At 68.9% G+C, this 23,874-nt stretch carries 26 protein-coding genes; 10 read left to right on the top strand and 16 right to left on the bottom strand.

Translation table 11 applies throughout. The annotated features are described in order from the left end of the window. Positions 1–6: 6 nt before the first annotated feature. Positions 7–2,865: a M43 family zinc metalloprotease gene (locus AC1DBL_RS02105; protein WP_476925371.1), complete on the bottom strand. Its 2,859-nt coding sequence runs from the start codon at positions 2,863–2,865 to the stop codon at positions 7–9. A 191-nt stretch (positions 2,866–3,056) separates the two neighbouring features. Further along, complete coding sequence (locus tag AC1DBL_RS02100; RefSeq protein WP_441416981.1) at positions 3,057–4,286, bottom strand: ROK family protein; 1,230 nt, start codon at positions 4,284–4,286, stop codon at positions 3,057–3,059. Between the two features lie 73 nt (positions 4,287–4,359). Here AC1DBL_RS02100 and AC1DBL_RS02095 point away from each other — a divergent pair, with 73 nt between their 5' ends. The 5 genes from AC1DBL_RS02095 (at position 4,360) to AC1DBL_RS02075 (ending at position 9,346) form a co-directional block, all read left to right on the top strand. Then, positions 4,360–6,066 (top strand): glycoside hydrolase family 13 protein, encoded by a 1,707-nt coding sequence (locus AC1DBL_RS02095; RefSeq protein ID WP_476917456.1) that lies wholly within the window; start codon positions 4,360–4,362, stop codon positions 6,064–6,066. Then, positions 6,063–7,040, top strand: a complete 978-nt coding sequence (locus AC1DBL_RS02090; protein WP_476925370.1) for an aldo/keto reductase — start codon at positions 6,063–6,065, stop codon at positions 7,038–7,040. Before AC1DBL_RS02095 ends, AC1DBL_RS02090 begins: the two co-directional genes overlap by 4 nt. A gap of 185 nt (positions 7,041–7,225) precedes the next feature. After that, the gene (locus AC1DBL_RS02085; RefSeq protein ID WP_441416984.1) at positions 7,226–8,089 is read left to right on the top strand and encodes an HpcH/HpaI aldolase/citrate lyase family protein; all 864 of its coding nucleotides are present in this window, start codon (positions 7,226–7,228) and stop codon (positions 8,087–8,089) included. Positions 8,090–8,118: 29 nt separating this feature from the next. Beyond that, positions 8,119–9,069 (top strand): DUF2797 domain-containing protein, encoded by a 951-nt coding sequence (locus tag AC1DBL_RS02080; RefSeq protein WP_476925369.1) that lies wholly within the window; start codon positions 8,119–8,121, stop codon positions 9,067–9,069. 52 nt (positions 9,070–9,121) lie between these two features. After that, positions 9,122–9,346, top strand: a complete 225-nt coding sequence (locus tag AC1DBL_RS02075; protein WP_441416986.1) for a DUF3188 domain-containing protein — start codon at positions 9,122–9,124, stop codon at positions 9,344–9,346. Here AC1DBL_RS02075 and AC1DBL_RS02070 read toward each other — a convergent pair. Together AC1DBL_RS02070 and AC1DBL_RS02065 are read right to left on the bottom strand one after the other, a co-directional pair. After that, positions 9,336–11,024, bottom strand: a complete 1,689-nt coding sequence (locus AC1DBL_RS02070; protein ID WP_476925368.1) for a SulP family inorganic anion transporter — start codon at positions 11,022–11,024, stop codon at positions 9,336–9,338. The two genes, AC1DBL_RS02075 and AC1DBL_RS02070, sit on opposite strands and share 11 nt — an antisense overlap. Then, positions 11,021–11,398, bottom strand: coding sequence for an ArsR/SmtB family transcription factor (locus AC1DBL_RS02065; protein WP_476908445.1), 378 nt, complete (start codon positions 11,396–11,398; stop codon positions 11,021–11,023). Before AC1DBL_RS02065 ends, AC1DBL_RS02070 begins: the two co-directional genes overlap by 4 nt. A 149-nt stretch (positions 11,399–11,547) precedes the next feature. Between AC1DBL_RS02065 and AC1DBL_RS02060 the strand changes: the two genes are divergently transcribed. The 4 genes from AC1DBL_RS02060 to AC1DBL_RS02045 are packed head-to-tail and all read left to right on the top strand — an operon-like array spanning position 11,548 to position 14,873. Continuing rightward, on the top strand, positions 11,548–12,018 hold the full coding sequence (locus AC1DBL_RS02060) for an FAS1-like dehydratase domain-containing protein (RefSeq protein WP_441416989.1): 471 nt from the start codon (positions 11,548–11,550) through the stop codon (positions 12,016–12,018). 3 nt (positions 12,019–12,021) lie between these two features. After that, complete coding sequence (locus tag AC1DBL_RS02055; protein ID WP_441416990.1) at positions 12,022–12,459, top strand: MaoC family dehydratase; 438 nt, start codon at positions 12,022–12,024, stop codon at positions 12,457–12,459. 15 nt (positions 12,460–12,474) lie between these two features. Further along, complete coding sequence (locus tag AC1DBL_RS02050) at positions 12,475–13,752, top strand: MFS transporter (RefSeq protein WP_476925367.1); 1,278 nt, start codon at positions 12,475–12,477, stop codon at positions 13,750–13,752. Between the two features lie 53 nt (positions 13,753–13,805). Then, positions 13,806–14,873: a UDP-N-acetylmuramate dehydrogenase gene (locus tag AC1DBL_RS02045; protein ID WP_476925366.1), complete on the top strand. Its 1,068-nt coding sequence runs from the start codon at positions 13,806–13,808 to the stop codon at positions 14,871–14,873. A 1-nt stretch (position 14,874) separates the two neighbouring features. Here AC1DBL_RS02045 and AC1DBL_RS02040 read toward each other — a convergent pair whose 3' ends face one another. Both AC1DBL_RS02040 and AC1DBL_RS02035 read right to left on the bottom strand, forming a co-directional pair. After that, on the bottom strand, positions 14,875–15,357 hold the full coding sequence (locus tag AC1DBL_RS02040) for a hypothetical protein (protein ID WP_476892096.1): 483 nt from the start codon (positions 15,355–15,357) through the stop codon (positions 14,875–14,877). A gap of 37 nt (positions 15,358–15,394) precedes the next feature. After that, positions 15,395–15,880 (bottom strand): hypothetical protein, encoded by a 486-nt coding sequence (locus AC1DBL_RS02035; protein WP_476892097.1) that lies wholly within the window; start codon positions 15,878–15,880, stop codon positions 15,395–15,397. Between the two features lie 109 nt (positions 15,881–15,989). On the opposite strand from AC1DBL_RS02035, the gene AC1DBL_RS02030 reads away from it, so the two are divergent. Beyond that, positions 15,990–17,105, top strand: a complete 1,116-nt coding sequence (locus AC1DBL_RS02030) for a winged helix DNA-binding domain-containing protein (RefSeq protein WP_476892098.1) — start codon at positions 15,990–15,992, stop codon at positions 17,103–17,105. Positions 17,106–17,120: 15 nt separating this feature from the next. On the opposite strand, the gene asd is transcribed toward AC1DBL_RS02030, so the two are convergent. The 10 genes from asd to AC1DBL_RS01980 all read right to left on the bottom strand — a co-directional run bounded on the left by asd (position 17,121) and on the right by AC1DBL_RS01980 (position 23,871). Further along, entirely contained in the window at positions 17,121–18,263 is a 1,143-nt protein-coding gene (asd, locus tag AC1DBL_RS02025; RefSeq protein ID WP_441416995.1) for an aspartate-semialdehyde dehydrogenase, read from the bottom strand. Between the two features lie 92 nt (positions 18,264–18,355). Then, positions 18,356–18,772 (bottom strand): hypothetical protein, encoded by a 417-nt coding sequence (locus tag AC1DBL_RS02020; protein WP_476908450.1) that lies wholly within the window; start codon positions 18,770–18,772, stop codon positions 18,356–18,358. 82 nt (positions 18,773–18,854) lie between these two features. Beyond that, positions 18,855–19,271 carry a hypothetical protein gene (locus AC1DBL_RS02015; protein ID WP_476892100.1) on the bottom strand — a complete coding sequence of 139 codons (417 nt, stop codon included), beginning with the start codon at positions 19,269–19,271 and terminating at the stop codon, positions 18,855–18,857. A gap of 110 nt (positions 19,272–19,381) precedes the next feature. After that, positions 19,382–19,762: a hypothetical protein gene (locus AC1DBL_RS02010; RefSeq protein ID WP_476908451.1), complete on the bottom strand. Its 381-nt coding sequence runs from the start codon at positions 19,760–19,762 to the stop codon at positions 19,382–19,384. Between the two features lie 161 nt (positions 19,763–19,923). Further along, positions 19,924–20,343 carry a hypothetical protein gene (locus AC1DBL_RS02005; RefSeq protein WP_441416999.1) on the bottom strand — a complete coding sequence of 140 codons (420 nt, stop codon included), beginning with the start codon at positions 20,341–20,343 and terminating at the stop codon, positions 19,924–19,926. Continuing rightward, the gene (locus AC1DBL_RS02000; RefSeq protein ID WP_476892102.1) at positions 20,330–20,983 is read right to left on the bottom strand and encodes a hypothetical protein; all 654 of its coding nucleotides are present in this window, start codon (positions 20,981–20,983) and stop codon (positions 20,330–20,332) included. The genes AC1DBL_RS02005 and AC1DBL_RS02000 overlap by 14 nt, the downstream gene beginning before the upstream one ends. Positions 20,984–20,997: 14 nt before the next feature. Next, positions 20,998–22,080, bottom strand: a complete 1,083-nt coding sequence (locus AC1DBL_RS01995; protein ID WP_476892103.1) for a WXG100 family type VII secretion target — start codon at positions 22,078–22,080, stop codon at positions 20,998–21,000. A 179-nt stretch (positions 22,081–22,259) separates the two neighbouring features. Beyond that, positions 22,260–22,478 carry an NF038396 family protein gene (locus AC1DBL_RS01990; protein WP_441417002.1) on the bottom strand — a complete coding sequence of 73 codons (219 nt, stop codon included), beginning with the start codon at positions 22,476–22,478 and terminating at the stop codon, positions 22,260–22,262. Then, positions 22,478–23,071, bottom strand: coding sequence for a dihydrofolate reductase (locus AC1DBL_RS01985; protein ID WP_441417003.1), 594 nt, complete (start codon positions 23,069–23,071; stop codon positions 22,478–22,480). Before AC1DBL_RS01985 ends, AC1DBL_RS01990 begins: the two co-directional genes overlap by 1 nt. Continuing rightward, positions 23,068–23,871 carry a thymidylate synthase gene (locus tag AC1DBL_RS01980; protein ID WP_476892104.1) on the bottom strand — a complete coding sequence of 268 codons (804 nt, stop codon included), beginning with the start codon at positions 23,869–23,871 and terminating at the stop codon, positions 23,068–23,070. The genes AC1DBL_RS01985 and AC1DBL_RS01980 overlap by 4 nt, the downstream gene beginning before the upstream one ends. Positions 23,872–23,874: the final 3 nt, after the last annotated feature.

The raw sequence follows: 23,874 nt of genomic DNA, 5'->3' as shown, positions 1-23,874 counted from the left end.
AGTCCGTTACTTACGGACGACCTTGACTCCCGTCGAGCTGTAGATCATGGAACCGCCCTGGAACGGCACCGTCCGGTAGCCGTTGTAGGCCACAGCTGCGCCGAGCGGGTAGCCCAGTCCGCCGGACTGCCAGCCGGCCAGCCGCCAGGCTTCCCGGTAGGGCTGGCCGATCATGTTCGCGCCGGTCGCGGCGGTGTAATAGCTGTTGCCGGTCTGGAAGGGCTGGTAGCACCCGCCGCCCCACAACCCGCACTTTTCCGGGCCCGTGGGGTACCCCACGCCCTTCTGCCATCCGGCCGCACGCCAGGAGTTGAAGTACCGGCTGGTGACGGCGTGGGCGCCGGACGCGGCGGAGTAGTAGATGTTGGACTTTTCGAAAGGCTGGTAGCAGCCGCCGCCGTAGAGCCCGCAGCTGGGAGCTCCGATGGGGTAGCCGATGCCAGGCTGGAGTCCGGCCGCCGTCCAGGCCGTGGCGTAGACGCCGCTCACGGCGTGGGCGCCGGTGGTGGGCGTGTAGTAGACGTTGCCCTTTTGGAACGGCTGGGAGCAGCCGCCGCCGGCGAGCCCGCAGGCGGGTTCGCCCGTGGGGTAGCCGATGCCGGGCTGCCAGCCGGCTTCCCGCCAGGCGTTCCAGTAGACGCCGATGACCGCGTGCGCGCCGGAGGCGGAGGAGTAGTAGATGTTCCCCTTCTGGAAGGGCTGGTAGCAGCCGCCGCCGTACAACCCGCACGCCGGTGCGCCGGTCGGGTAGCCGAGGCCCGGCTGGAGTCCGGCCGCTGCCCAGGCTGTGGCGTAAACACCGCTCACGGCGTGGGCGCCGGTGGCGGTGGTGAAGTAGACATTGCCCTTTTGGAACGACTGGGAGCAGCCACTGCCGGCGAGCCCGCAGACGGGTTCGCCTGTCGGGTAGCCGATGCCGGGCTGCCAGCCGGCTTCCCGCCAGGCGTTCCAGTAGGCGCCGATGACCGCGTGGGCGCCGGATGCTGTGGAGTAGTAGATGTTGCCCTTTTGGAAGGGCTGGAAGCAGCCGCCGCCGTAGAGTCCGCAGCTTGGTGCTCCGGTGGGGTAGCCGATGCCGGGCTGCCAGCCGGCGTCCCGCCAGGCATTCCAATAGACGCCGACGACGGCGTGGGCGCCCGACGCTGTGGAGTAGTAGATGTTGCCCTTTTGGAAGGGCTGGTAGCAGCCTCCGCCGTACAGGCCGCAGCTCGCGGTCCCGGTGGGGTAGCCGATGCCCTGCTGCCAGCCGGCGTCCTTCCACCCGGACATGTAGGTGTTCGAGACGGCATAGGTGCCCACGCCCGGGGTGCTGTAGACCACGCCGCGCTGGAAAGTCTGGTGGCAAGTGGTGGTGGCCGCCGCGCCGTACGGGCAGGTCACGTCGCTGGTGCTGTAGCCCAGGCTGGCTTCCCCGCCGGCCTGCAGCCAGGCGTCCCGGAACACTCCGGTCACGGCGTTGGCAGCGGTGATGGTGATGGCCGCGGCGGTAGCCGAGATGGAATCAATTTTCACCCGGGTGCCGGCATGGGTGCTGAAGGTCTGGCCGGCCTGCCAGGTTTGGCTGGGGTTGTAGTACCCGGAGAAGGGTCGTGAGTCTGGCAGCAGGATCAGCGAGCCCGCCCCCAGTTGCTGGACAATCTTGACGCCGCTGTTGAGGTTCACGGCCTTCGCGGTGTCGTAGCTGACCGGCAGGCGCAACTCGAGGAAATAGACTTCGCCGCTCACCGGGTCGGTGAACTTCACGGCGCGTCTGGCATCGGTGCCGGCCCAGGCCTTCAAGGTGAATTTCTTGACGTCCTTGAGGATCCCGGCGTCGAGAACCTCGTCCCCGCGGCCGAATCCTCCATAGGTCCAGAGGGTCGAGCTGATGGCGGGCTGGGTGGTCTGGGAGACGCCCATCAGGTCCAGGCTGTCGCCGTATTCACGGATGCTGCAGGTGGAGTCGGCGAACGTTCCGTCCGACTTGGTGGCGACGTCCTGCGCGCCGCTGCCGCACTGCAAGCTGTTGGCGTGCATCAGGCCCAGCACGTGCCCGAATTCGTGTGTCAGCACGCTGTTGGTCAGGGTGGCCGGGAGCGGCATGATGACCCGCCCGCTCGTGCCGCTGTAACTCCAGCCTGCGCCGTACGCCCCGTCGGAGAGCGTGGGCGTGGACACGAAGACGACGAGTGCGGTGTAGGGATTCGGCGTCCACTTGAGCTCGGTGGCGATGGTGTTCATCATGTCCGGGTAGCGCTGCGTCGAGGTGGCCTTGCTGGTGCGGCTCTCCACCGTCGCCACGCTCATCGACAGGCGGCCGTTGGACATGGTCTTCCAGTAATTGCTGCTGGTGGTGATGGAGGCCTTAGCCGCTGTCTGCGAGATGGTGGCCTTCTTGTCGGCCAACTGGACCAGGACGAGGCGAACCTTGATGTCACCCTGGCGGGCAAGCGAATAGGACTCCGTGGACAGCATGCCCGCGCTGGCCGTGGCCGGAGCCCCCTTCACGCCGGCCGGGGGCGGATTCTCAAAGGTGTGTGCCACAAAGGGCTCGCCCGAGTTTTCCGGGGGCAGCGATTCGACCGTCGTGAGGGACGGGCTGGTGCCGGCAGTAGCGGAGGGGGTCGGCGCCGGCTGGACGGCGTCCGCGCCCGGAGTCAGGGCTTCCGCGGTGGGCGCCGCCGTCGGCGTCTGTGTTGCCGTCTGGGTGGCGGTCGCCGTCTGCGTTGCCGCGGCCGGAGCGCTAGGAGTCGGTGTTGCCGTGGCGGTCGCGACAGGTGCCGGCGTCAGCTCAGCGTGTGCAGGTGCCGTGCCGGTTGTTGGGACCGACGCCAGGGCAAGGACAAGCGCGGCAAAGAACGCGGCCTTCATCCGTAAAGAGTTCACGTTTATCTTTCATGAGACCGCCGCCCGGCCGACGGGTCAGCTGGACGGCCGCAAGTGACCAGAGTGACGCCAGTCTACGGATGAGAGAGAAGAATAAAAGGAAACCTGCGTCAAACTTTCGACTTGGGTATCCAATCGTTGCCGAATCTTGAGATTCGGCTCCTTGGAAAAGTGGCCTGCTTGGGCGGCCGTCAGCCGGCCAGTTCCACTTCCAGGGCGTTGGCCTCGACGAAATCCAGGGCGTGCCGGATGGCTCCCACCGTAACGATCTTGTCGCCCAGCGGCGAGACCGTGACACGCGGGGGAGTGGCGGTGAAACGCGGCAGCGCGGCGGTGATGCCGGGCACCAGTGCGCCGGCCGAATCCGCGACGGCGCCGCCGATCACCACCTGCTCCGGGTTGATCAAGCTTGCGATGGCGGCGATGACCCGGGCCATCCGCTCCGAGAGCCGGCCCAGGATCGCGAGGGCCGCGGCGTCCCCCGCGGCGGCGTCCTCAAATACGCGCCGGGCGCTCGCTTCGCCGCCGTCGGCCGGGCCGCCGCCCGCTGACTGCCACTGCCGGGCCAGGCTCGCGATGCCGTCGCTGGAGCCGACGCCCTCAACCATGTCCAGGAAGCCCATTTCACCGGCGCCGCCGCCGCGGCCGTGCAACAGCCGTCCGGACTCCAGCACGCCCGCGCCGAGCCGCTCGCCGGCCAGGAGCACCACGAGGTCATCCACGCCGGCGCCGGATCCACGCCAGCGTTCACCGAGTGCTGCCAGGTTGGCATCGTTCTCCAGCAGCACGGTCCAGCCGTGGAGGTCTTGCAGGGCCGAGCGGAGCCCGACGTCGAACAGGCTCCAGAAGTGCTGGGCGGCCAGCACATTGCCGCCGCGGTCCACCGGAGCGGCAATGCCGGCACCCACAGCCAGAACCTTGCCCGGGGCCTCGCCGGCGGCCTCCAGCGCCTCTCGGCAGGCCCGGTCGACGACGCCGATCCGCTCCGCGGCGGGGATGTCCGCGGCACGGAAACTCCCGCTGGCGCGGCCCAGGACTGTGCCCCGGAGGTCCGCGACGGCCGCGGTGGTGGTGGCGGCGCCGATGTCGATGCCGAGTACGACGCCGGCCCTCGCCCGGAGCTCGAAACGCCGGGCAGGCCGTCCCTTCTGCGGGTGTCCGGCGGCGGGAGCGTCCTTCCGCGGGGCGTCCAGTTCGCGGATCCAGCCGCGCCGGATCAGGTCCTCGCAGACGGCAATCACCGAAGCCCGGGTGAGTCCGGTTCCCGCCATCAGTTCCGTGCCGGTGGCCACCTCGGTGCCCCGGATAGCGGCAAGCACCGCCTGGGCGTTGACGCGGCGCAGCAGTTGGGGGGTGGCGGCTGCCTGCGGCTTCGGAATCTTGACCTCCCTGTAAGTGCGGACCCATAATTGAACCTGCAATAGATTTAGCTTGTATCTAAATTATCAGACCCGCTTTTGTCAGACACCGCTCCCCAGCCCCGAAGGATTCACCTTGTCGAACACCGCCACGCTGGCAACCCTGTCCGGTTCCGACCTCGCCGCAGACCCCAACTGGTGGCGCCAGGCCTCCGTGTACCAGATCTACCCGCGCAGCTTCGCCGACTCCAACGGTGACGGCCTGGGCGACATCAAGGGCATCACCGCCAAGGTCCCGTACCTCAAGGAACTCGGCATCGACGCCGTCTGGCTCTCCCCGTTCTACCCTTCGGCCCTCGCCGACGGCGGCTATGACGTCGACGACTACCGCGATGTCGACCCCAAGCTCGGCACCCTGGAAGACTTCGACGAGATGTCCGCCGCGCTGCATGCCGCAGGCATCAAGTTGATCGCTGACATCGTCCCGAACCACTCCTCCAACCGGCACGAATGGTTCAAGGAAGCCCTCGCCTCCCCGCGCGGCTCGGCTGCCCGCGAGCGTTACATCTTCCGCGACGGCAAGGGCGAAAACGGAGAGATCCCGCCGTCGGACTGGGAGTCCGTCTTCGGCGGCCCGGCCTGGGAGCGCATCACCGAGCCGGACGGCACCCCCGGCCAGTGGTACATGCACATCTTCGCCAAGGAACAGCCGGACCTGAACTGGTCCAACCGCGAGATCCGCGACGACTTCCTCAAGACCCTGCGCTTCTGGTCGGACCGCGGGGTGGACGGCTTCCGCGTCGACGTCGCGCACGCCCTGACCAAGGACCTCACCGAGCCGCTGTTGTCCAAGGTCGAGCTGAGCGAGGCCAACTCCGGCACCGACGGCTTCGACGACGGCTCGCACCCGTTCTGGGACCGCGACGAGGTGCACGAGATCTACGTCGAATGGCGCGAGGTCTTCAACGAGTACAACCCGCCGCGCACCGCCGTCGCCGAGGCCTGGGTGCACGCGTCCCGCCGCGCCCGCTACGCCAGCCCGGAGGGGCTCGGCCAGGCCTTCAACTTCGACCTGCTGCAGGCCGACTTCGACGCCGACGAGTTCCGCGAAATCATCACCCGCAACCTCGCCGAAGCCACCGAGTCCGGCGCCTCCTCCACCTGGGTCTTCTCCAACCACGACGTCGTCCGGCACGCCACCCGCTACGGCCTGCCCAAGGGCGGCGGACGGCACGCCAAGGGCCAGGACGGCAAGGGCTGGCTGCTGGCCGGCGCCCCGGCCGAGGAACTCGACGTCGAACTGGGCCTGCGCCGCGCCCGTGCCGCGACCCTGCTGATGCTGGCCCTCCCCGGTTCCGCGTACCTCTACCAGGGCGAGGAGCTGGGCCTGCAGGAGGTCGCTGAGATCCCCGACGCCGAACGCCAGGACCCCACCTTCTTCCGCAACAAGGGTGTCGAGATCGGCCGCGACGGGTGCCGGGTGCCGCTGCCCTGGGCCCCGGAAGGCTCCTCCTTTGGCTTCGGCGACGGCGGCGCCCACCTGCCGCAGCCGGCATGGTTCAGCCGCTACGCCGTTGCAGCCCAGGACGGGACCGAAGGCTCCACGCTGGAGTTCTACCGCAAGGCCCTGAAGCTGCGCCGCGAGCTGCAGACCTCGGAGGAACTGGAGTGGCTGGAGACCGGCCGCGCCGACGTGCTGCACTTCCGCCGCCACGGCGGCTGGCAGTCCGTCACCAACTTCGGGGACGACGCCGTCGAACTGCCCGCCGGCGAGGTGCTGGTCAGCAGCGGCCCGCTGGACGGCCAGCTGCTCCCGGGCAACACCACCGTCTGGCTTCGGTGAATTCCGCGCCCCCTAAGCCCGGAGGGTTCCCCACCCAGGAACTGATTTATGGCTGCATGGGCCTGGGCGGCAGCTGGTCGGCGGAACCGTACTCGTCCGCGCACGTGGACGAGGCGGCCGCGGCCGTCGACGCCGCCCTGGACGCCGGCATCACCCTGTTCGACCACGCCGACATTTACCGCAACGGCAAGTCCGAGGCGGTCTTCGGCGAGGTGCTGGCGCAGACGCCCGGCCTGCGGGAACGGGTCCGGCTGCAGACCAAATGCGGCATCCGGTTGGGCGAACAGGGCCTCGATGCGTTCTACGACCTGAGCCGGGACGGCATTCTGGACCGGGTCAACGACAGCCTGGACCGGCTGCGGACGGACTACGTGGACGTGCTGATGCTGCACCGCCCGGACCCGTTGCTGGACCCTGTCGAGGTGGCGTCCGCCGTCGGGCAGCTCATGGCCGAGGGCAAGGTCCGCGCGGTGGGGGTCTCCAACATGTCGGCCCCGCAGATCGAGCTGCTGCAGGACCGGCTCGAGGTGCCTGTGGTGGCCAACCAGCTGGAAATGAGTCTCTCCGCGCGGGCCTGGCTGGAGAGCACCGTGCTGGTCAACCACGCCGAGGGTACGGACTACAGCTTTCCGCACGGCACCGTGGAGCACTGCGTCCGGCGCGGCATCACCCTGCAGGCCTACGGCGCGCTCTCCCGCGGGCTCTATACCGGGGCGCCGGCGGCGAGCCCGAGTGCCGCGGAGGAGGCCGCCGCGGCACTCGTCGCCGAGCTGGCCGCGGAGAAGGGCACCACGGGCGAGGCTGTGCTGCTGGGCTGGCTGATGAAGCACCCGGCCGGAATCGCCCCCGTGATCGGCACCGGCAAGCCGGACCGGATCCGGGCCTGCGCCGGCGCCGCCAAGGTGGCCTCGGCCATGACGCGCACCGAGTGGTACCGGCTCTGGATCACGGCCCGGGGCAGCAACATCCCCTAGGCACGCACCGGCCGCGCCGGCCGTCGTGCCCGCCCAACTGGCTCGCAGTTGTTGTCGTTTAGATTCCCTCAAACGACAACAACTGCGAGCCAGTTTCGCGCGCCGGGGTGATTTTGGTCGTATTGGTCGCCCTAAACAGGGGTATTACTTGGCGGCGGGCGGCCCCGGGCGGCTAGCGTAGAGGCATGACCTCTACCACCACCGCCGGGATCGTCCGGCCCCAGCGCAATGTCCCGGCCGAAATCGCCCGCTCCTGGCTGCTGGTCAACGCCATGAAGCCGGAACTCTTCGGCCAGTCGGCGGAGTCCCGCGCGGACGCCATCATCCTGGACATCGAAGACGCGGTGGATCCCTCGCAGAAGGATGCCGCCCGCGAGCACGTTGTGGACTGGCTGACCGCCGGCGGCAGCGCCTGGGTCCGGATCAACGACGCCACGAGCCCCTTCTGGGCCGATGACCTCGCCGGCCTGCGCGGCACTCCGGGACTGCTGGGCGTGATGCTCGCCAAGACCGAGTCCGCGGACCAGGTCACCGAGAGCTACCACCGCATGGACGGCAAGACCCCGGTCATCCCGCTGGTCGAGTCCGCCGTCGGCATCGAGGAAGCCAACCACATCGCCAAGGCCCAGGGCGCGTTCCGGCTGGCCTTCGGCTCCGGTGACTTCCGCCGCGACACCGGCATGGCCGCCACCCCGGAGGCCATGGCCTACCCGCGCGCCAAGCTCGTCGTCGCCAGCCGCGTCGGCAACCTGCCCGGGCCGATCGACGGCCCCACCGTCGGCACCAACCACCCGATCCTGCGCGAGCAGACCGGCATCACCGTGATGATGGGCATGACCGGCAAGCTCTGCCTCGCGATCGACCAGACCAGCGTCATCAATGAGGTCATCAGCCCGACGCCGTCCGACGTCGCCTGGGCCACCGACTTCATGGCCGACTTCGAGGCCAACGGCCGCGTCATCCGGGACGGCTCCGACCTGCCGCGCCTGGGCCGCGCCGAAAAGATCATGAAGCTCGCTGTAGCCTTTGGGGTGCAGCCGGCACTGTAGCCGGTTCCCGGCCCAAGCAAGGAGACCCCGTGACCGATACCCGCTATCTGGTCCACGGGGTCTTTTGGGATGGTCTGCAGCCGGCCTCGCCGGTTCCTGGCCAGCCCGACGCCGGCCGGGCCGTCCTGCGGTTGCAGGACCCCGCGGGTGCGTTCACCGAACTGGTGCTCGACGCCGGTACGCGCCTCGGTTTCCGGCTCGCCTCGCGGGGGAAGCACTGCCTGGGCCACCACAAAGTGCACGGTCCCGCGGACCGGGACCACATGGTCTGCCCGGACCGTGCCCCGGCCGCCCGAGGAAAGCAGTGCGGGCCGTGCTTCGCCGTCGACGATTCGCGGCTGATCCATGACTTCCACCGCGGCGGCCGGGTCCCGCCGGGGCTGCGCGCCTACCTGATGCAGCCGCACTGGCTTTACGTCGCGACTTTCGCCAATGGCGCCAGCAAGGTGGGCACCGCCTCGAACCTGCGCAAGTGGCACCGGCTTGCCGAGCAGGGTGCCGTCGTCGCCCGCTACGTCGCCCGCGCCGACGACGGGCGGGTGGTCAGGGTGCTGGAGGATCTGGTCACGCGCGACGCCGGGCTGCCGCAGCAGGTCCGCTCGGCGGCGAAGGCCGCCGGGCTCACCGCGCCGCCGCCCGCCGCAGCACTGGAGGCCCTCAACAGCCGGCTCGCAGCCGGAGTCCGGAACCTGCTGGGCGGTGCCAATACGGACGGCTTTGAGGTCGTGGACGAACGGTGGCTGCGTCCCGCGCTGGCCGACGCGGCCTGCACCCCGGGCGCCCGGCACGCCTACCCCCACGACCTCGGCTCGGACGCCCACGGCTTCCGGCTCGCGTCGCTGAGCGGCAGCGTCGCGCTGGCCAGCCTCGACGGCGCCGACCTTGAATTCGTCGTCAACCTCGGCGAGCTGAAAGCGCGGACCATCGAGCTTGGCGACCACGGCTCCGAGGTCCCCGCTGTCCAGGAGGCATTGTTCTGAGCCCGGGTCCGCCCACGACGGCGGGTGCAGGGGTCCCCGGTAGACTGGCACGGTGCTGAACGAATTCTGGGCCACCGCGTCAACCACCTACAAGGTGCTCGTCTTCAGCGCCATGGGCCTGATCGCCACAGGCATCATCCTCAATCTGGTCGGCAACAACACGGGCAACCAAGGCCTGGCCCTGGCCTCGCTGGCCGTCATCGGCGTCGGTCTCATCCTGCACATCGCCGGGATCGTGGTCCGCGGCCAGACAATCCGGAAAAACCTCAAGCGCTAGCGGCGGCGTTCCGCACCACGTGGCTGCGGGCGTGCTCCACGGCGTCCGGCAGGCTGGCGAACAAATGCTTGTGGTGCCGCAGCGAGCGGATCACGCCGACATTGGTCACCAGGTCCAGATGCTGCGGCTGGACGCCCTTGAGCAGCACCGTGACTCCGCGCAGCTCCAGCGCCGAGATGACGTCCACCAGCGTGTGGGCCCCGGTCGCGTCGAGCATCCGCACCTGCGAGAGCCGGATGATCGCGACCTGGATGTCCTTGACCTGGCTGATCTCCTGCAGGACCCGTTCCGCGGCCCCGAAGAACATGGCGCCGTCGAGCCGGAAGATGGCGATGTGCCTGTCACCGGGTTCAGCCGGGCCCGGGATGTCTTCGCGCTGCACCCCGCTGAGCGAGGCGAACTTGCGCAGCGTGAACACCGCCGCCGCGACCAGCCCGATCTCAATCGCCACGATCAGGTCGAACGCGACGGTGATCAGTGCTGTCAGGACAAAGACGAAGGCATCGGCCCGGGTGGAGCGCATCACCGCCGCCACGGTTTGCCGTGAGACCATGCGGGTGGCCGTGACCATCAGGATCCCGGCCAAGACCGCCAGCGGGATCCTGCCCACCAGGCCCGCCGCCAGGTAGATGATGGCCAGCAGCACGAGGGCGTGGACGATCGCCGCGAGCCGGGTCTTCGCCCCGGAGCGGACGTTAACGGCGGTCCGGGCGATCGCGCCCGTGGCCGGCATGCCGCCGAAGAAACCCGCCGCTACCGACGCCAGGCCCTGGCCGGTGAGTTCGCGGTCCGGGCTGTAGGTCCCGGTGGGCCGGCCGTCGGGGCCGACCATGCCGGCGGCCACCCGCGCGGACAGCAGCGATTCGATGGCCGCGAGCGTGGCTATGGAGACGGCGGGCATGAGCAGGCCACCCAGCACCGACGGGTCCAGTGCCGGCATGGACGGTGCGGCGAGGGAATGCGGCAGTGAGCCGATCCGCGGGATCTGCAGGTCCAGGAGTTCGGCGGCCACGGTGGCCAGCAACACGGCGGCCAGGCTGGCGGGGATGGCCTTGTTCAGCCGGGGCAGCAGGAACATCACCGCGGCGACGCCCGCCACGATAGCCAGGGTCTGCAGCACCGTGGGGGCCGTCGCCGTGGCGGCGCTCTCGACGGCGGCCAGCATGGTGTTGTGGCCCGGTACTCCCTCAGTGCCGGTGGCCATCGGCACCTGCTGCAGGAAGATGATGGCGGCAATGCCCAGGGTGAAGCCCTCCACGACGGGCCACGGGATGAACGCGACCGCCCGGCCCAGGCCGCTGACGCCGAGGATGATGACCAGCAGCCCGGCCATCACGGAGACCAGGGCGATGCTGCCGGCGCCGTGCGCGGCGACCACCGGGGCCAGGACCACCACCATCGCGCCCGTGGGCCCGGAAACCTGGACGTGGGAGCCGCCCATGACGGCGGCAACCAGTCCCGCGACCACTGCCGTGATGAGCCCCGCCTCGGCACCCACCCCGGAACTCACCCCGAAGGCGAGGGCCAGCGGCAGGGCCACGATGCCCACCGTGATGCCGGACAGCAAGTCCGTCCGCCACGACCCGCGCAGCCCGTCGTAGTCGCGGCGGGAGGGCAGGAAGCGGGCGAGGTAGCCCCGGACGCCGCGGGCCGCCGTCGTTGCCGTCGCGGCGGTCACGAGGCGGACCCCTGGAGGTGCGCGGCCGGCAGTTCCTGCGCGAGCCGGAGCTGTTCGCCCGAATCCGCCAGGCTGTCCAGCAGGAAGATCCGGGCAATGGCGAGCAGCTCGGCAATCTTCGGGTGGGCCAGCCGGTAGGTCACGGCGTTGGCGGTCCGGACCGAGGTCACCACCCGGTGCCGGCGCAGCGTGGCCAGGTGCTGGGACAGGTGCGAGGCCTCCAGACCGGTCTCGGCCAGCAGGTAGCTGACCGGAGCCGAGCCGTCCGGGGCCGCCGCCAGCAGTTCCAGCACCCGGATCCGCGCCGGGTGGGCGAGGGCCTTGAACAGGTTGGCCTTGATTTCGTACAAGGGGGTCTGCGCTGCGGAAATCATGGCGGTCCTGCGCTCTCTTGGCCTGCGGACGGGCACCGCCCGCACCGTGGATTTACGAATTGATGTTTCCATCATATCGTCCGGGTGCAAGCGCCGCGGGGCCGTGTAACGGGGAAAGCCATCCGAAGGCAGGGCGCTAGGCTGGAACCATGACTATCAATCCGGATCTGCAGGGCCGCAGTTACCCTGCCGCAGAGGTGTACGACGTCGGCCGCGAGAAGATCCGCGAGTTCGCGCGCGCGGTCAAAGCCACCCACCCCGCCCACTTCGACGTGGACGCCGCCAGGGCCCTGGGCCACGGCGACCTCGTGGCCCCGCCCACCTTCGCGATCATCGTCGCGCAGCGCGCCGACGCGCAGCTGATCGAGGACCCGGATTCCGGCATCGACTTCTCCCGCGTGGTCCACGCCGACCAGCGCTTCGTCCACCACCGCCCGATCGTCGCCGGGGACCGGCTCGTGGCCGAACTGCACGTCGACGGCGTCCGCGCCATGGGGGGAGGCGCCATGATCACCACCCGCTCCGAGATCTTCGCCCTCGCCGGCAGCGATGCGGCCGCTCCGCGTGAAGCCGTCGCCACCACCACCTCGTCCATCCTGGTCCGCGGAGAGGGACAGTAAGCCATGGCCCCCACATTTTCAGAGCTCACGGTCGGCCAGGACCTCGGCAGCCGAAGCATCGAGGTCACACGCACAGACCTCGTCAAGTACGCCGGCGCCTCCGGTGACTTCAACCCGATCCACTGGAACGAGGCCTTCGCCACCGGCGTCGGCCTCCCCGGCGTGATCGCCCACGGCATGTTCACGATGGGCGCCGCCGTCCAGCTCGTGACCGACTGGGCCGGTGACCCGGCCGCCGTCGTCGACTTCCAGACCCGCTTCAGCAAGCCGGTCCCGGTGGCCGACACCACCGGTACCCCGGACGCAGGCGCGGTGATCGAAGTCAGCGGCGCCATTGGGGCGCTCGACGCCGACGCGGGCACCGCCCGCGTGGACCTCACCGTCGTCGCAGGCGGGCAGAAGGTCCTCATGAAGGCCCAGGCCGTCGTCAGGCTGGCCTGACCGAATGATCCAGCCGTGAGGGTCCGTGTGGCCCAGTCCGCCGAGGTGACCCGGTGGCGCAACGCCGTCGTGGCGGCCTATGCCTTCAGCGGGATAGCCTTCGCCAGCTGGGTGTCCCGGCTTCCGGCCATCCGTGACGGACTCGACCTCACGCCCGGGAACGTCGGCCTGCTGCTGCTCTGCATGACGCTGGGCTCCTTCGTCTCGGTCTCCGCGTCGGGGCTGATCGTGCTGCGTTTCGGCTCCAAGCAGACCATCCGGATCGGCAGCATCATGGTGGGCGCCGGGCTGGTCCTTGCCGGGTTCGGAACCTCGGTTCTGGTCAACCCGCTGGCGGTGGCGGCTGGGCTCGTGGTGGTTGGCCTCGGCACGGCCAGCTGGAACACGGCGTCCAACGTGGAAGGCGCCGCCGTCGAGCGCGCGGTGCGCCGGCACATCATGCCGCGGCTGCATGGCGCGTTCAGCCTGGGCACCGTCGCGGGCGCGGGCGCGGGGGCCTGGGCTGCCGGCGCCGGCGTGCCGGTCTTCTGGCACCTGGCCGCCGTGGGACTGCTCGTCGCCGGTTCCGTGCCCACGGCCGCCAGCTGGTTCCGCGCCGACATCACCCCGGTCGAGGCCGAGAAGGATTTCACCCCGTCCGGGCCGGACACCTTTGAGGATCCCTCCACCGGTCCGCTGCCCATCATCAGCCAGGCCACACAGGGCCCGGAAGAACCGCTGGATAACAAACGGCAGATCGCGCAGGCCTGGCGGGACCGCCGGACCCTGCTGCTCGGCGTCCTGGTGCTCGGGCTCGCCCTGGCCGAGGGCGCGGCGGGGGACTGGGTGGCGCTGGCGCTCGCCGACGGGCACGGCCAGTCCGACGCCGCCGGAGCCGCCGGCTACGGCCTCTTCGTCACTTTCATGACCGTGGGCCGTTTCGCCGGCACCCTGGTGCTGGACCGTTACGGCCGGGTCCCGGTGATGCGCTGGTGCGCGGCGCTGGCCGTGGCGGGACTGGGCCTGTTCGTCTTCGCGCCGGTTCCCTGGCTGGCCTACGTCGCCCTGGCCGTCTGGGGGCTGGGCGCCTCGCTGGGCTTCCCGGTCGGCATGTCCGCCGCCGCGGACGACCCCGTCAAGGCCGCCGCACGCGTTTCGGTGGTCTCCACCATCGGCTACGGGGCGTTCCTCTGCGGACCGCCCCTGCTCGGCCTGCTGGCCGAGCACGTCGGCATTCTGCACTCGCTGCTGGCCGTCATGGTGATGCTCGTCGTCAGCTTCCTGCTCTCCCCGGTGGCGCGCAAGGCCGCCTAGGCCCGGCCCTGCCGCCTTTCCGGGCATACGCCGAACCCGGCTAGGCTGGTGGGGTGACCCAGACACTGCTTTCCGCCCTGACCACGGCCGGCGTCGGCGGCCCCGCCGCCAACTACGTCGAAGCCCGCACCGAAGCGGAGATCATCGACGCTGTCCGCACGGCCGACGCCGCCGGCGAGCCGCTGCTGATCATCGGCGGGGGCTCCAACCTGCTGGTCGGCGACCAAGGCTTCCCCGGAACCGTCGTGAAAATCGCGTCGGAAGGATTCACCGTCAATGCTGAGGATTCCTGCGGCGGAGTCGCCGTGGTGGTCCAGGCCGGGCACAACTGGGACGCCCTCGTGGAGCATGCCGTCAAGCATGCCTGGTCGGGCGTAGAGGCCCTGTCCGGGATCCCCGGCGCCACCGGCGCGACGCCGGTGCAGAACGTCGGAGCCTACGGCTCCGACGTCTCGCAAACCATCGCCGCGGTGCGCACCTGGGACCGGGAACGCAATGCCGTCCAGACGTTCACCAATTCGGAGCTCAAGTTCGGCTACCGGGACTCCGTGCTGAAACAGACCACCACCAACGGCTCTCCGCGGTACGTGGTGCTCACGGTCGAATTCCAGCTGCCGCTGGGCCGGATGAGCGCTCCGATCCGCTACGCCGAACTGGCCCGGGCTCTCGGCGTCGAGACCGGCCAGCGGGCCTACTCCAACGACGTCCGGCGCGAGGTGCTCCGGCTCCGGGCCTCCAAGGGCATGGTGCTGGATGCGGCGGACCGGGATACGTACTCCACCGGATCCTTCTTCACGAACCCGATCGTGCCCGTCGAGGTTGCCGCGGGGCTGCCCGAGGATGCCCCCCGCTACCCGGGCGGCACCGAGGGCCTGACCAAACTCTCCGCGGCCTGGCTGATCGACCATGCCGGCTACGGAAAGGGCTTCGGGCTTGAGCCGGGCAGCGTCTCCGGCGGCCGCGCATCGTTGTCGACCAAGCACACCCTGGCCATCACCAACCGGGGCGGCGCCAGCGCGGCAGATCTCCTGGCGGTTGCCCGCGAGGTGCGCCGCGGCGTCCTCGAACGCTTCGGTATTGAGCTGCACCCCGAGCCGCTGCTGATCGGCGTCGAGCTCTAAGTCAGGGGCCGACGGAGGCCTTGACGGCGGAGGCCGATTGGCGCAGTGCCGCTGCGGCCAGCGCCTGGGCCCAACCCAGAGTGGCCATGGTCGGATAGAAAAAGGCCGATGCCAGGCTCGTGGGCCGCAGTGGGCCGAGCACGCCGGTCGCCGACATGAGCATGGATGCCGCAGACGCCAGGGCCCCCACGGCCGTCAGCACCACCGCGAGCCGGACGACAGCCGGGTACCGGCCCCAGTCGCGCAGCAGCCGTACCCTGACTCCCAGGCTGCTTGCCGCGAGGGCTCCCAAGGTTGACACTGCGTAGCCGGCCGCTAGTCCCAGGACTCCACCCGTCAGGTAAGGCTCGGCGTCCTTGCCCGTCGCCTGGCTGAGGAGGGCCCCCGCCATCGATGCAGTTCCGGCCAGCACAGCCAAGCTTGCCAGCAGCATCCAGCGGAGCCGGCCCCGGTCCAGCACTTTCAGTAAACTCCCCAAAGTCATCCGGCCAGCCTAGCGGAGGCTGTCCGGTGCTTGTGGACTAGCTCCTCCCGCGGCGGGGGACCACCTTGCTGAAGAGCATGAAGGTGAAGCCGGACGCCGCGGCGCCCAGCAGGAAGACCTGGCAGAACGCCACGGACTGGGCGCTGGGCCCGCTCCGCAGCAGGAGCCCGGCGCAGGCGAAAGCCACCGCCCCGGCCAGCAGTGCCAGCGAACCGAGGAGGAAACTGTGCACCGTGGCGGGAAACTCCGCGCCGGGATCCGGGTCGGCTTCCCCGCGGTCGGCGTTCTGCAACGCCGGAGACCGCGGCTGGATCATCGCAGCCGTGACAAAGCTGACCACGGCTACCGCCATGGACGCGGCGGACACCGTCTGGAACGTTGTCATCATGGGGGAGAGACGGGTGCCGCTGGCGATGGCGACGGCCAGGCCTGCCGCCATGCCGGCCGCGCTGGAGGCCCAGCCCAGCAGGGCCAGCCTCCTGCACAGGGGCCGCAGGAGAGGCCACACATCACCCAAAGTCATGCATCCACGGTAATGAAGCCGGCTGGACGCAGGCTGGGAGAGGACCGGGCGGTGGCCGCGCACCGGCCGGATTCCACCGGGGCGGCTGAGCCCGGCCTAGGATGTTGTCATGGCAGCAGTGGTGCGCACGCGTCTGAGCCGGAGCGTCATGGGCCGGCTCCGCTTGGTCTCCCAAGGGCTTGCCGGCCCGGCTTTCGAGTCTGTTCCCGGCGCCGTCCGGGGCATGACCGCCATGCAGGCGCAGGACCTCCAGGCTGCGCTGTGGGCGGTGGGACAGCGCGTGCCGGGCTCCCGCGCGGCCGATGTCCGCGCTTCGCTGGACCGCGGCGAAATCGTCCGGTCCTGGCCGATGCGCGGCACGCTGCACCTGTTGGCGCCCGAGGACTTGAAATGGGTCCTGGACATCACCTCCGCCCGCCTCATCAAAGGCCTGGCGGGGCGGCACCGGGAACTGGGCATCTCTGCCGCGGACGTCGACGCCGCCGCGGATGCCGCCCTGCAGCGGGTCGCCGGCGGGGCAGCAGCCAGCCGGGCGGAGCTGTTCCAGGCCTTCGAACAAGCCGGCCAGTCCACGGCAGGCCAGCGCGGCATCCATCTCCTGGGGACCCTGTGCCAGCGCGGCCTGCTGGTGCTGGGCCCGCTCGCCGGCAACCAGCAGCTGGTGGTGGCGTTTGACGACTGGATCAAGGACTCGCGGCGGCTGGGCCGCGAGGAAGGGATCGCCGAGTGGCTGCTGCGCTACCTCTACAGCCACGGCCCTGCCACCGAACGTGACTTCGCCTGGTGGTCCGGCGTCCCGCTGACCGAGGTCCGGGCTGCGCTGGCGGACGTGCGCGACCGGCTGGCGGAGCTGGAATTTGACGGAAAAACCTACTGGCTCTCCCCGCAGACGGCGGCCCTGCTCGACTGCGCCGTCCCCGGCCAGCGCACCGTGCTGGCGCTGCCGGGATTCGACGAGTTCCTCCTGGGCTACACCGACCGGTCCATCGCGCTGCACGCGCAGCACGCGGACAAGATCGTCCCCGGCGGCAACGGCGTGTTCAAGAAGACGATCGTGGCCGGGGGCGCCGTGGTCGGGACCTGGGCGGCGCCCGGCAACGGCCGGTCCGGCGCCGTCGTGCCCGAACCGTTCGACGGCGTTAACGGGCTGCGGCCTGCGGCTCGGAAATCCTTTGAGCTGCAGGCCGCGAAGTACCGCCGGTTCCTCGGCCTCGACCGAACCTGACCGGACCCGCAGTTCCTAGAGCGTGCCGGTGGCGATCTTGAGCATGCGCCGCAGCGGCTCCGCGGCGCCCCAGAGGAGCTGGTCGCCGACGGTGAACGCGCTGATGTACTCCGGGCCCATTTCGAGCTTGCGGATGCGGCCCACCGGGATATCCAGGGTGCCGGACGCCGCCACCGGGGTCAGGTCCGCCATCGAGGCTTCCTTGGTGTTGGGCACCACGGTGGCCCATTCGTTGTCCGCGTCCAGGAGCTTCTCAATCTCGGGGACGGAGAGGTCTTCGCGGAGCTTGAGCGTGAGCGCCTGGGAGTGGGAGCGCATGGCGCCGATCCGGACGCACAGGCCGTCCATGATGACGCGGTCCGCGCCGGTGGTGCCCAGGATCTTGTTGGTTTCCACCCCGGCCTTCCACTCTTCCTTCGACTGGCCGTTGCCGAGGTCCGCGTCGATCCAGGGGATCAGGGAGCCCGCCAGCGGCACACCGAACTGGGTGGCGTCGATGTCGGTGCGCTGGTGGGCCAGGACCTTGCGGTCGATCTCCAGGATCGCCGACGCCGGGTCGTCCAGTTCGCTGCTGACCTCGGCGTTCAGCGTGCCGAACTGGCTCAGCAGTTCACGCATGTGCCGGGCACCACCTCCGGACGCGGCCTGGTAGGTCATCGAGGTGCCCCATTCGACGAGGCCGTTCTTGAACAGGCCGCCGAGGCCCATCAGCATGCAGGAGACCGTGCAGTTGCCGCCGATGTAGTCCTTCACGCCGCCGGAGAGGCCGGCGTCGATGACGTCGCGGTTGATCGGGTCCAGCACGATGATCGAGTCGTCGTTCATGCGGAGGGTGGAAGCGGCGTCGATCCACAGGCCGTCCCAGCCGCGGCTGCGCAGCTCGCCGTGCACCCGCTTGGTGTAGTCGCCGCCCTGGGCGGTCACAATGATCGGCAGCTTCGCCAGCGTCTCGACGTCGAACGCGTCCTCGAGCTTGCCGGCAGCGCCTGCCGCCGCACCGGCGATGGCCGGGGCGGCACCTCCGGCGTTCGAGGTGGAGAAGAAGACCGGGTTGATGTTGGCGAAGTCGCCCTCGTCCTGCATACGCTGCATCAGGACGGAACCGACCATGCCACGCCAACCGACCAGTCCGACGGACGGGGTAGCTGCTGTAGTCATTGGGCCAGTTTAGACTTTGCGGTGCCTGGCCCGCAGCCGGTTACGTCACGTGGGTACGTCGGCCCTCCCGCAGGGCTCGGCAACGTCCCGTATCAGTTCAGCTGGCGCGGGCTGGGCTCCGGAAGGCCGCGCTCGCGGCGGATGCGCCTGGCCTTGAATTCGGAGACGGCGAGCCGAACAGCGTAGAGCACACCCGAGGCGCCGATCACGGTCAGCACGAGAGCGCCCCACAGCGGGCTTTCGCCCCGCGAGGTAGGGGCGGCGACGAGGAAAATCGAGAACACGGTCACCGCGGCGAACACGGCCGCCAGAAGGACCATCCCGGACGCCGTGGCGACGATCGGGCCGGACCCGGCGCGGGCAAAGCCGATCTCGTCCGCGGCGTAGGAGTGCAGTCGCCCGTGGTCCATGGTCCTGGTCAGGAACCGTTTCTCCCCGGCAGCCACTGCCCGTTCATGGCGGGCCCGGATCTCTTCGTCGTGCTGGTGGTTGTCAGTGTCTGTAGGCACGTGGTTCTACCTTCTGGATGGTGTGGATGACGCATTCGCAGTCGGGTACGTTATGCGAGCGAGCGATGCCCGGCCCTGCGAACTACTGCGAGATGTGCCCGGCTCCAGGCTCGGGCGCCTGCCGCTCCGTCCGTAGCTTTTTGGCCCGGTACTCGTCACTTGCCATGCCGAAGGTATACCAGGCTCCGAAACCGCCGAATGCCGTCAGGAACAGTGCTCCCCAGAAAGGCTGCTCACCGCGGCCCACGGGGGCCAGCAGGATCACCCCGGAAAGAATGACTAAGAGCCCCATGACGGCGGTAAGGATTCCCATGCCCCACCAGGACCGGACCTGCACCTGGCCGCGGCCGGGGGAAAACCCGATTTCGTCCGCGGGGTAACTGTGCAGTTCGCCTGTGTCGGTCTTTCGCAGCACGCGCTTCTCGCCCCGCGCGAGCGCCTCCTTGTGCTCGGCATTGACGTCGTCGTTGCGGCGTTCACGCTCGCGATCGAAGCTCACAGTTCGTCCTGACTAACGGTGCGGATCTGCTCGGGAAGACGGTTGCCAGCGGCCCTTCAGATGACGCCGTCGCGCCCACCGGGCCACGGAACTTTTTACCTGCGGAGAAGCTACTTGACCGGCCTCGGCAGGTTGCGGGCCTTACGCAGCTTCTCGGCTTTGCGTTCCTTGAAGTAGCCGGCCCAGCCGGCGAACAGTGGATAGAGTACCAGCACGTACATCCACCAGATCTCGCCCATGATGTGCCACTGGTCGGTGACGGCCATCTGGACCACGCCGTAGAGCATCAGTCCGAAGAAGGCGGTTATCAACAGGGCCAGGAACAGCAGGCCGCCGGAGGCGTTCAACGGCTTGATGATGCCCAGCCCGTCGTCTTTGCGTACGCCGTATTCCTCGTCGGTATAGCTGACAATTTCGCCATTTTCGGCCATCCGGTGCTTCACGGGCGCCTCCGGGGCCGGCGGCGGTGTGTAACCGCGTTCCTGGGGCACGTCCCGGCTACGCCTCGCCACGGGACCCTCGCGGCTTCAGGAGATTACCTCCGGTGCCGTAGGCCTGCGCAGCATTCGACGAGATCGTCGGACCCTCGGCGACGTCGGGAAAATTCAGCATGCTCCGCGACTGAAAGGGGAGCGGCGGTGCCTCCGTCACGCTACTCGACCGGCCGCGGCAGGTTGCCGGCCTTGCGGAGCTTTTCGGCCTTGCGTTCCTTGAAGTAGTTGAACCAGGCAGCGGCGAAGGGGAAGATGCAGGCGGGAAAGACCCACCAGACCTCGCCGGCGATGTGCCAGGCGTCCTGCCTGATGATCTGGACGACGAAGTAGACCAGCCCTCCCATTCCGATCGTCAGCAGGATAGCCAGGAAGAGAATGCCGTTGGCGCTATTGACGGGTTTGATCACGCCGAGGCCTTCATCCTTGCGGACCCCGTACTCTTCGGCGCTGTAAGCGACAAGATCCCCGTTGTCCGCCCTGCGGCGGATCGGGCGCTCTGGCCCGGCTCCCCGCTCAGGCTCTCCTTGCGCGCCGTCGCGGGCGGGATCCTGGGGGGTGTTCTGATTATGCCTGTCCACGGGACTCCTCAATCGCCCGCAGCAGCGCGGCGTCGTCCAGGCCTGCGGTTTCCACGACCTCATCCGTCTCGAAGTCGGGCACGCCGGTCGTCCACGTTTCGCCTTCCCGGCGCACCAGCAGACGGGTCTCGGCAGTGAGGGTTTTGAACACGAAATAGGCAGAGCCGCCGGGGGTTTCTGCGGCGTGCTGCTTGACCAGCCGCAGCGTAGCCTCGGCCGAGCTGATGGCGGGGTCCTGCGCGAACACGAACCAGGTGCCCAGCAGCCGGGGCTGCAGCATCAGCGCGACGTCGGGGGCTTCGATGAGCAACACGTTGTCCATCGACTCGGGTGCCAGGAGGGACACCTCCGTCCAGTGGGTTGCGTGGCCGAAAGCGGACGCGACGGCGGCGGCGACACCGGTCACGCCGAGCTCTCCCTCCTCGTTGACCGTGGCCAGGTCCCGTGCAAGGAGCGAGGAGGCGCCGGCGGTCGCCAGAGTGACGTCGTCCACCATCTCTTCAGCCCGGAAGACGCTGACGGAACGGTCACGGGCCGGTCCCTCGAAAACATCAAGCAGGTACGCGATTTCCCCGATGCCGAAGCCGATGACATCGACGCCGAGCCGGGGCTCGTAGGCAGTTTCATCCTGAACTGTCATGTGATTCTCCTAATCTAGAAGCCGAAGAAGTGTGCCACGGATTCGCCGGCATCCTTGACGCTGTCAGCGGCATCGCTGACGAACTTGCCCGGATCCTTGACGGCGTCGACGATGCCTTCGCCGACGTTCTTGCCGACGCTGCTGATGGTGTCCCAGTTCTCGTAAACGGCTACGCCCACGCTCGCCACCTGGCAGATGGTCCCGGCAGGCGGCGGCATGAAGCATCCGACGCCGAGCATCGTTTTGCCAAGGCTGGCGGCACCACCCTTGAGGTCGCCGTCCGCGAAGCTCTTTACTGTGTCCACGGCGTTGAATCCGACTCCGGCCCAGCCGAGAGTGCGGGACAGTCCGGACTTCCCGAGCCAGTCCCAGCTCTTGTTGGCCCCGAAGAGCTGCCGCTCTTCGAGCAGCGGCGCCAGACGTGACAGCCCGGGTATGTGCTTGTTGAGGTCCTTGAGCGACGCGATGTCCGAGGCCTTGTCGATCAGGCCGAGGGCCCTGCTGGACTTCGTCGATGCCGTGAGCAGCTCCTTGAGCGGGTCGCTGCGCAAGAGGTTGCTTGCGGTGAATCCGGGTCCCCCCAACCGGTGGCGGCCGGTGGTGAAGAACGCCTTGGACAGTGCATCCCGCTCGTTCTTCAAGACCCAGCCGTACTGTCCGAGGTGCTTGGCCAGGGTGAGCGGGGTCTTGAAGTTCTTCTGGATCCCCATGAACATTTTGAGGCGGGCGGCTCCGCCGGCGAGGATGCCGCCGGCCACGGCCCACGCCCCGGGGCCGGCGCCGTGGCCGAGGGGGCCCAGCGGGCCGCCGCCGGAGCCCGGGGCGGCGTTGCTGGCCTTCTCCTGCTCGTCGGCCTGGGTCAGGAGTGCCTTGGACTGCTGCTTCAGCGCCCGGGCGGTCTGCTGGATCAAGGCACGGTGGGTGTCGTTCCAGTCGGACTTGAAGCGCGCGCCGTCGGCGCCCTTCCACGAGGTGTTGTTGTTGATCGTGGACGTGAGGACCGAGGACTGCTGCAGTAGCGTTTCCGACGTCTTGCCGAAGTGCTGCGCGAGCGACCGAAGCTGGGCGACGTCGGCGCCCCACACGTTACCTGCCATGATGGCATCCCCCCTTACAGGCAACAGCCTAACGGGCCACTGCCAAGACCAAGTGCATTCCAGCTCATTACAGCCAGACCAAAGAATCTGACCGGCCCCAATCTAGCCGTGCCGCCGGGATCGCGCGATGGGGTGGTCTCCCCATCCGCCGGCACCGGCGGGAGCCGCGGCCGGTGCCGCTACTCGCCGTCGGGCTCCGCCAGCAGTGCGCTCTTGCGCCGGCGCAGGGCGAACATGGCGCCGAAAGCGAACAGCTGCGTGACGACGACGAGCACGATCGCGCCCGCGATCTTGTTGCCGCCGAGGATCATGGTCAGTCCCACGATCGCGGACAGCAGCGCCAGCAGGGGCAGCAGCATGTAGCCGAGGACAAAGAGGATTTCCGGTTTACGCAGCACTATTTGGCCTCCGTCCGCCGCCACAGGGTGATGCGGTACCGCGTGCCGTTCGCCGCAGTCAGCCAGCCGTCGGGCGGGAGGCTGGCCTCCGCGGTCCAGTCGTAGCCGAGTTCCGGGGCGAAGGTGTCGCCCTCCGTCGCGGTGTCGATGGTCGTCACGACGGCGACGTCGGCGAGGTCGAGGGACTGCGTGAAGATCTCGCCGCCGCCGATGATCCAGACCATCTCGGGACCGGACGCGAACTGCGACTCCAGCAAGGCGTCGTCGAGGGATTTGACCGCCAAGGCGCCGTCGGCCTCCGGGGTCCCGCCCCAGCCTTCCTGCCGGGTGATGACAATGTTCGTCCGGCCGGGCAGCGGCCGGTACTTGTCCGGGAAGGAATCCCAGGTCTTGCGCCCCATGATGACGGGGTGCCCGGCCGTGAGCCGGCTGAAGTGCTTCATATCCTCTGGAAGGTGCCACGGCATGGTCCCGGCCTGGCCGATCACTCCCGTGCTGGTCTGCGCCCACACCAGGCCGAGGCCGGTGACGGTGCCGCGGAGCTGCTCGGTGAAATCGACGGGATCCGTGGGGTTGCTGGTCTCGTTGCTCATACGGCTATCGGGGCCTTAATCGTTGGATGGTGCTGGTAGCCGACGACCTCGAAGTCCTCGAGGGTGTAGTCGAAGATGGACTCCGGCTGGCGGGTGATCCTCAGCTGCGGATATTCGTAAGGCTCCCGGCCCAGCTGCGTGAGGACCTGGTCCAGGTGGTTCTCGTAGATGTGGACATCGCCGCCGGTCCAGACGAACTCACCCGGTTCCAGCCCGGTCTGCTGGGCCAGCATGCAGGTCAGCAGGGCGTAGGAGGCGATGTTGAAGGGCACACCCAGGAAGGTGTCCGCGGAGCGCTGGTACAGCTGGCAGGAGAGTTTGCCGTCGGCGACGTAGAACTGGAAGAAGGCGTGGCAGGGGGGCAGGGCCATGTTCTTGAGCTCTGCCACGTTCCAGGCCGAGACGATGTGGCGGCGTGAATCGGGGTTGCTTTTGAGGTTCTCCACCAGTTCCGCGATCTGGTCGATGTGCCCGCCGTCGGGCGTGGGCCAGGAGCGCCACTGGACGCCGTAGACCGGGCCGAGTTCGCCGTCGGCGTCGGCCCATTCGTTCCAGATGGTGACGCCCTGGTCCTGCATCCACTTCACGTTGCTGTCCCCGCGCAGGAACCACAAGAGTTCCACGGCGACGGACTTGAAGTGCACGCGCTTGGTGGTGATGAGCGGGAAGCTCTTGCCCAGGTCGAAGCGGAGTTGCCGGCCGAACACGCTGCGGGTGCCCGTCCCGGTGCGGTCCGATTTGTGGGTGCCGTGCTCGAAGACATCGCGCAGCAGGTCTTCGTAGGGCGTTGGGATGCTCACGCT

The sequence above is a fragment of the Arthrobacter sp. 10T44 genome (assembly GCF_056393885.1).
This window is presented reverse-complemented; position numbering and strand designations above follow the sequence as displayed.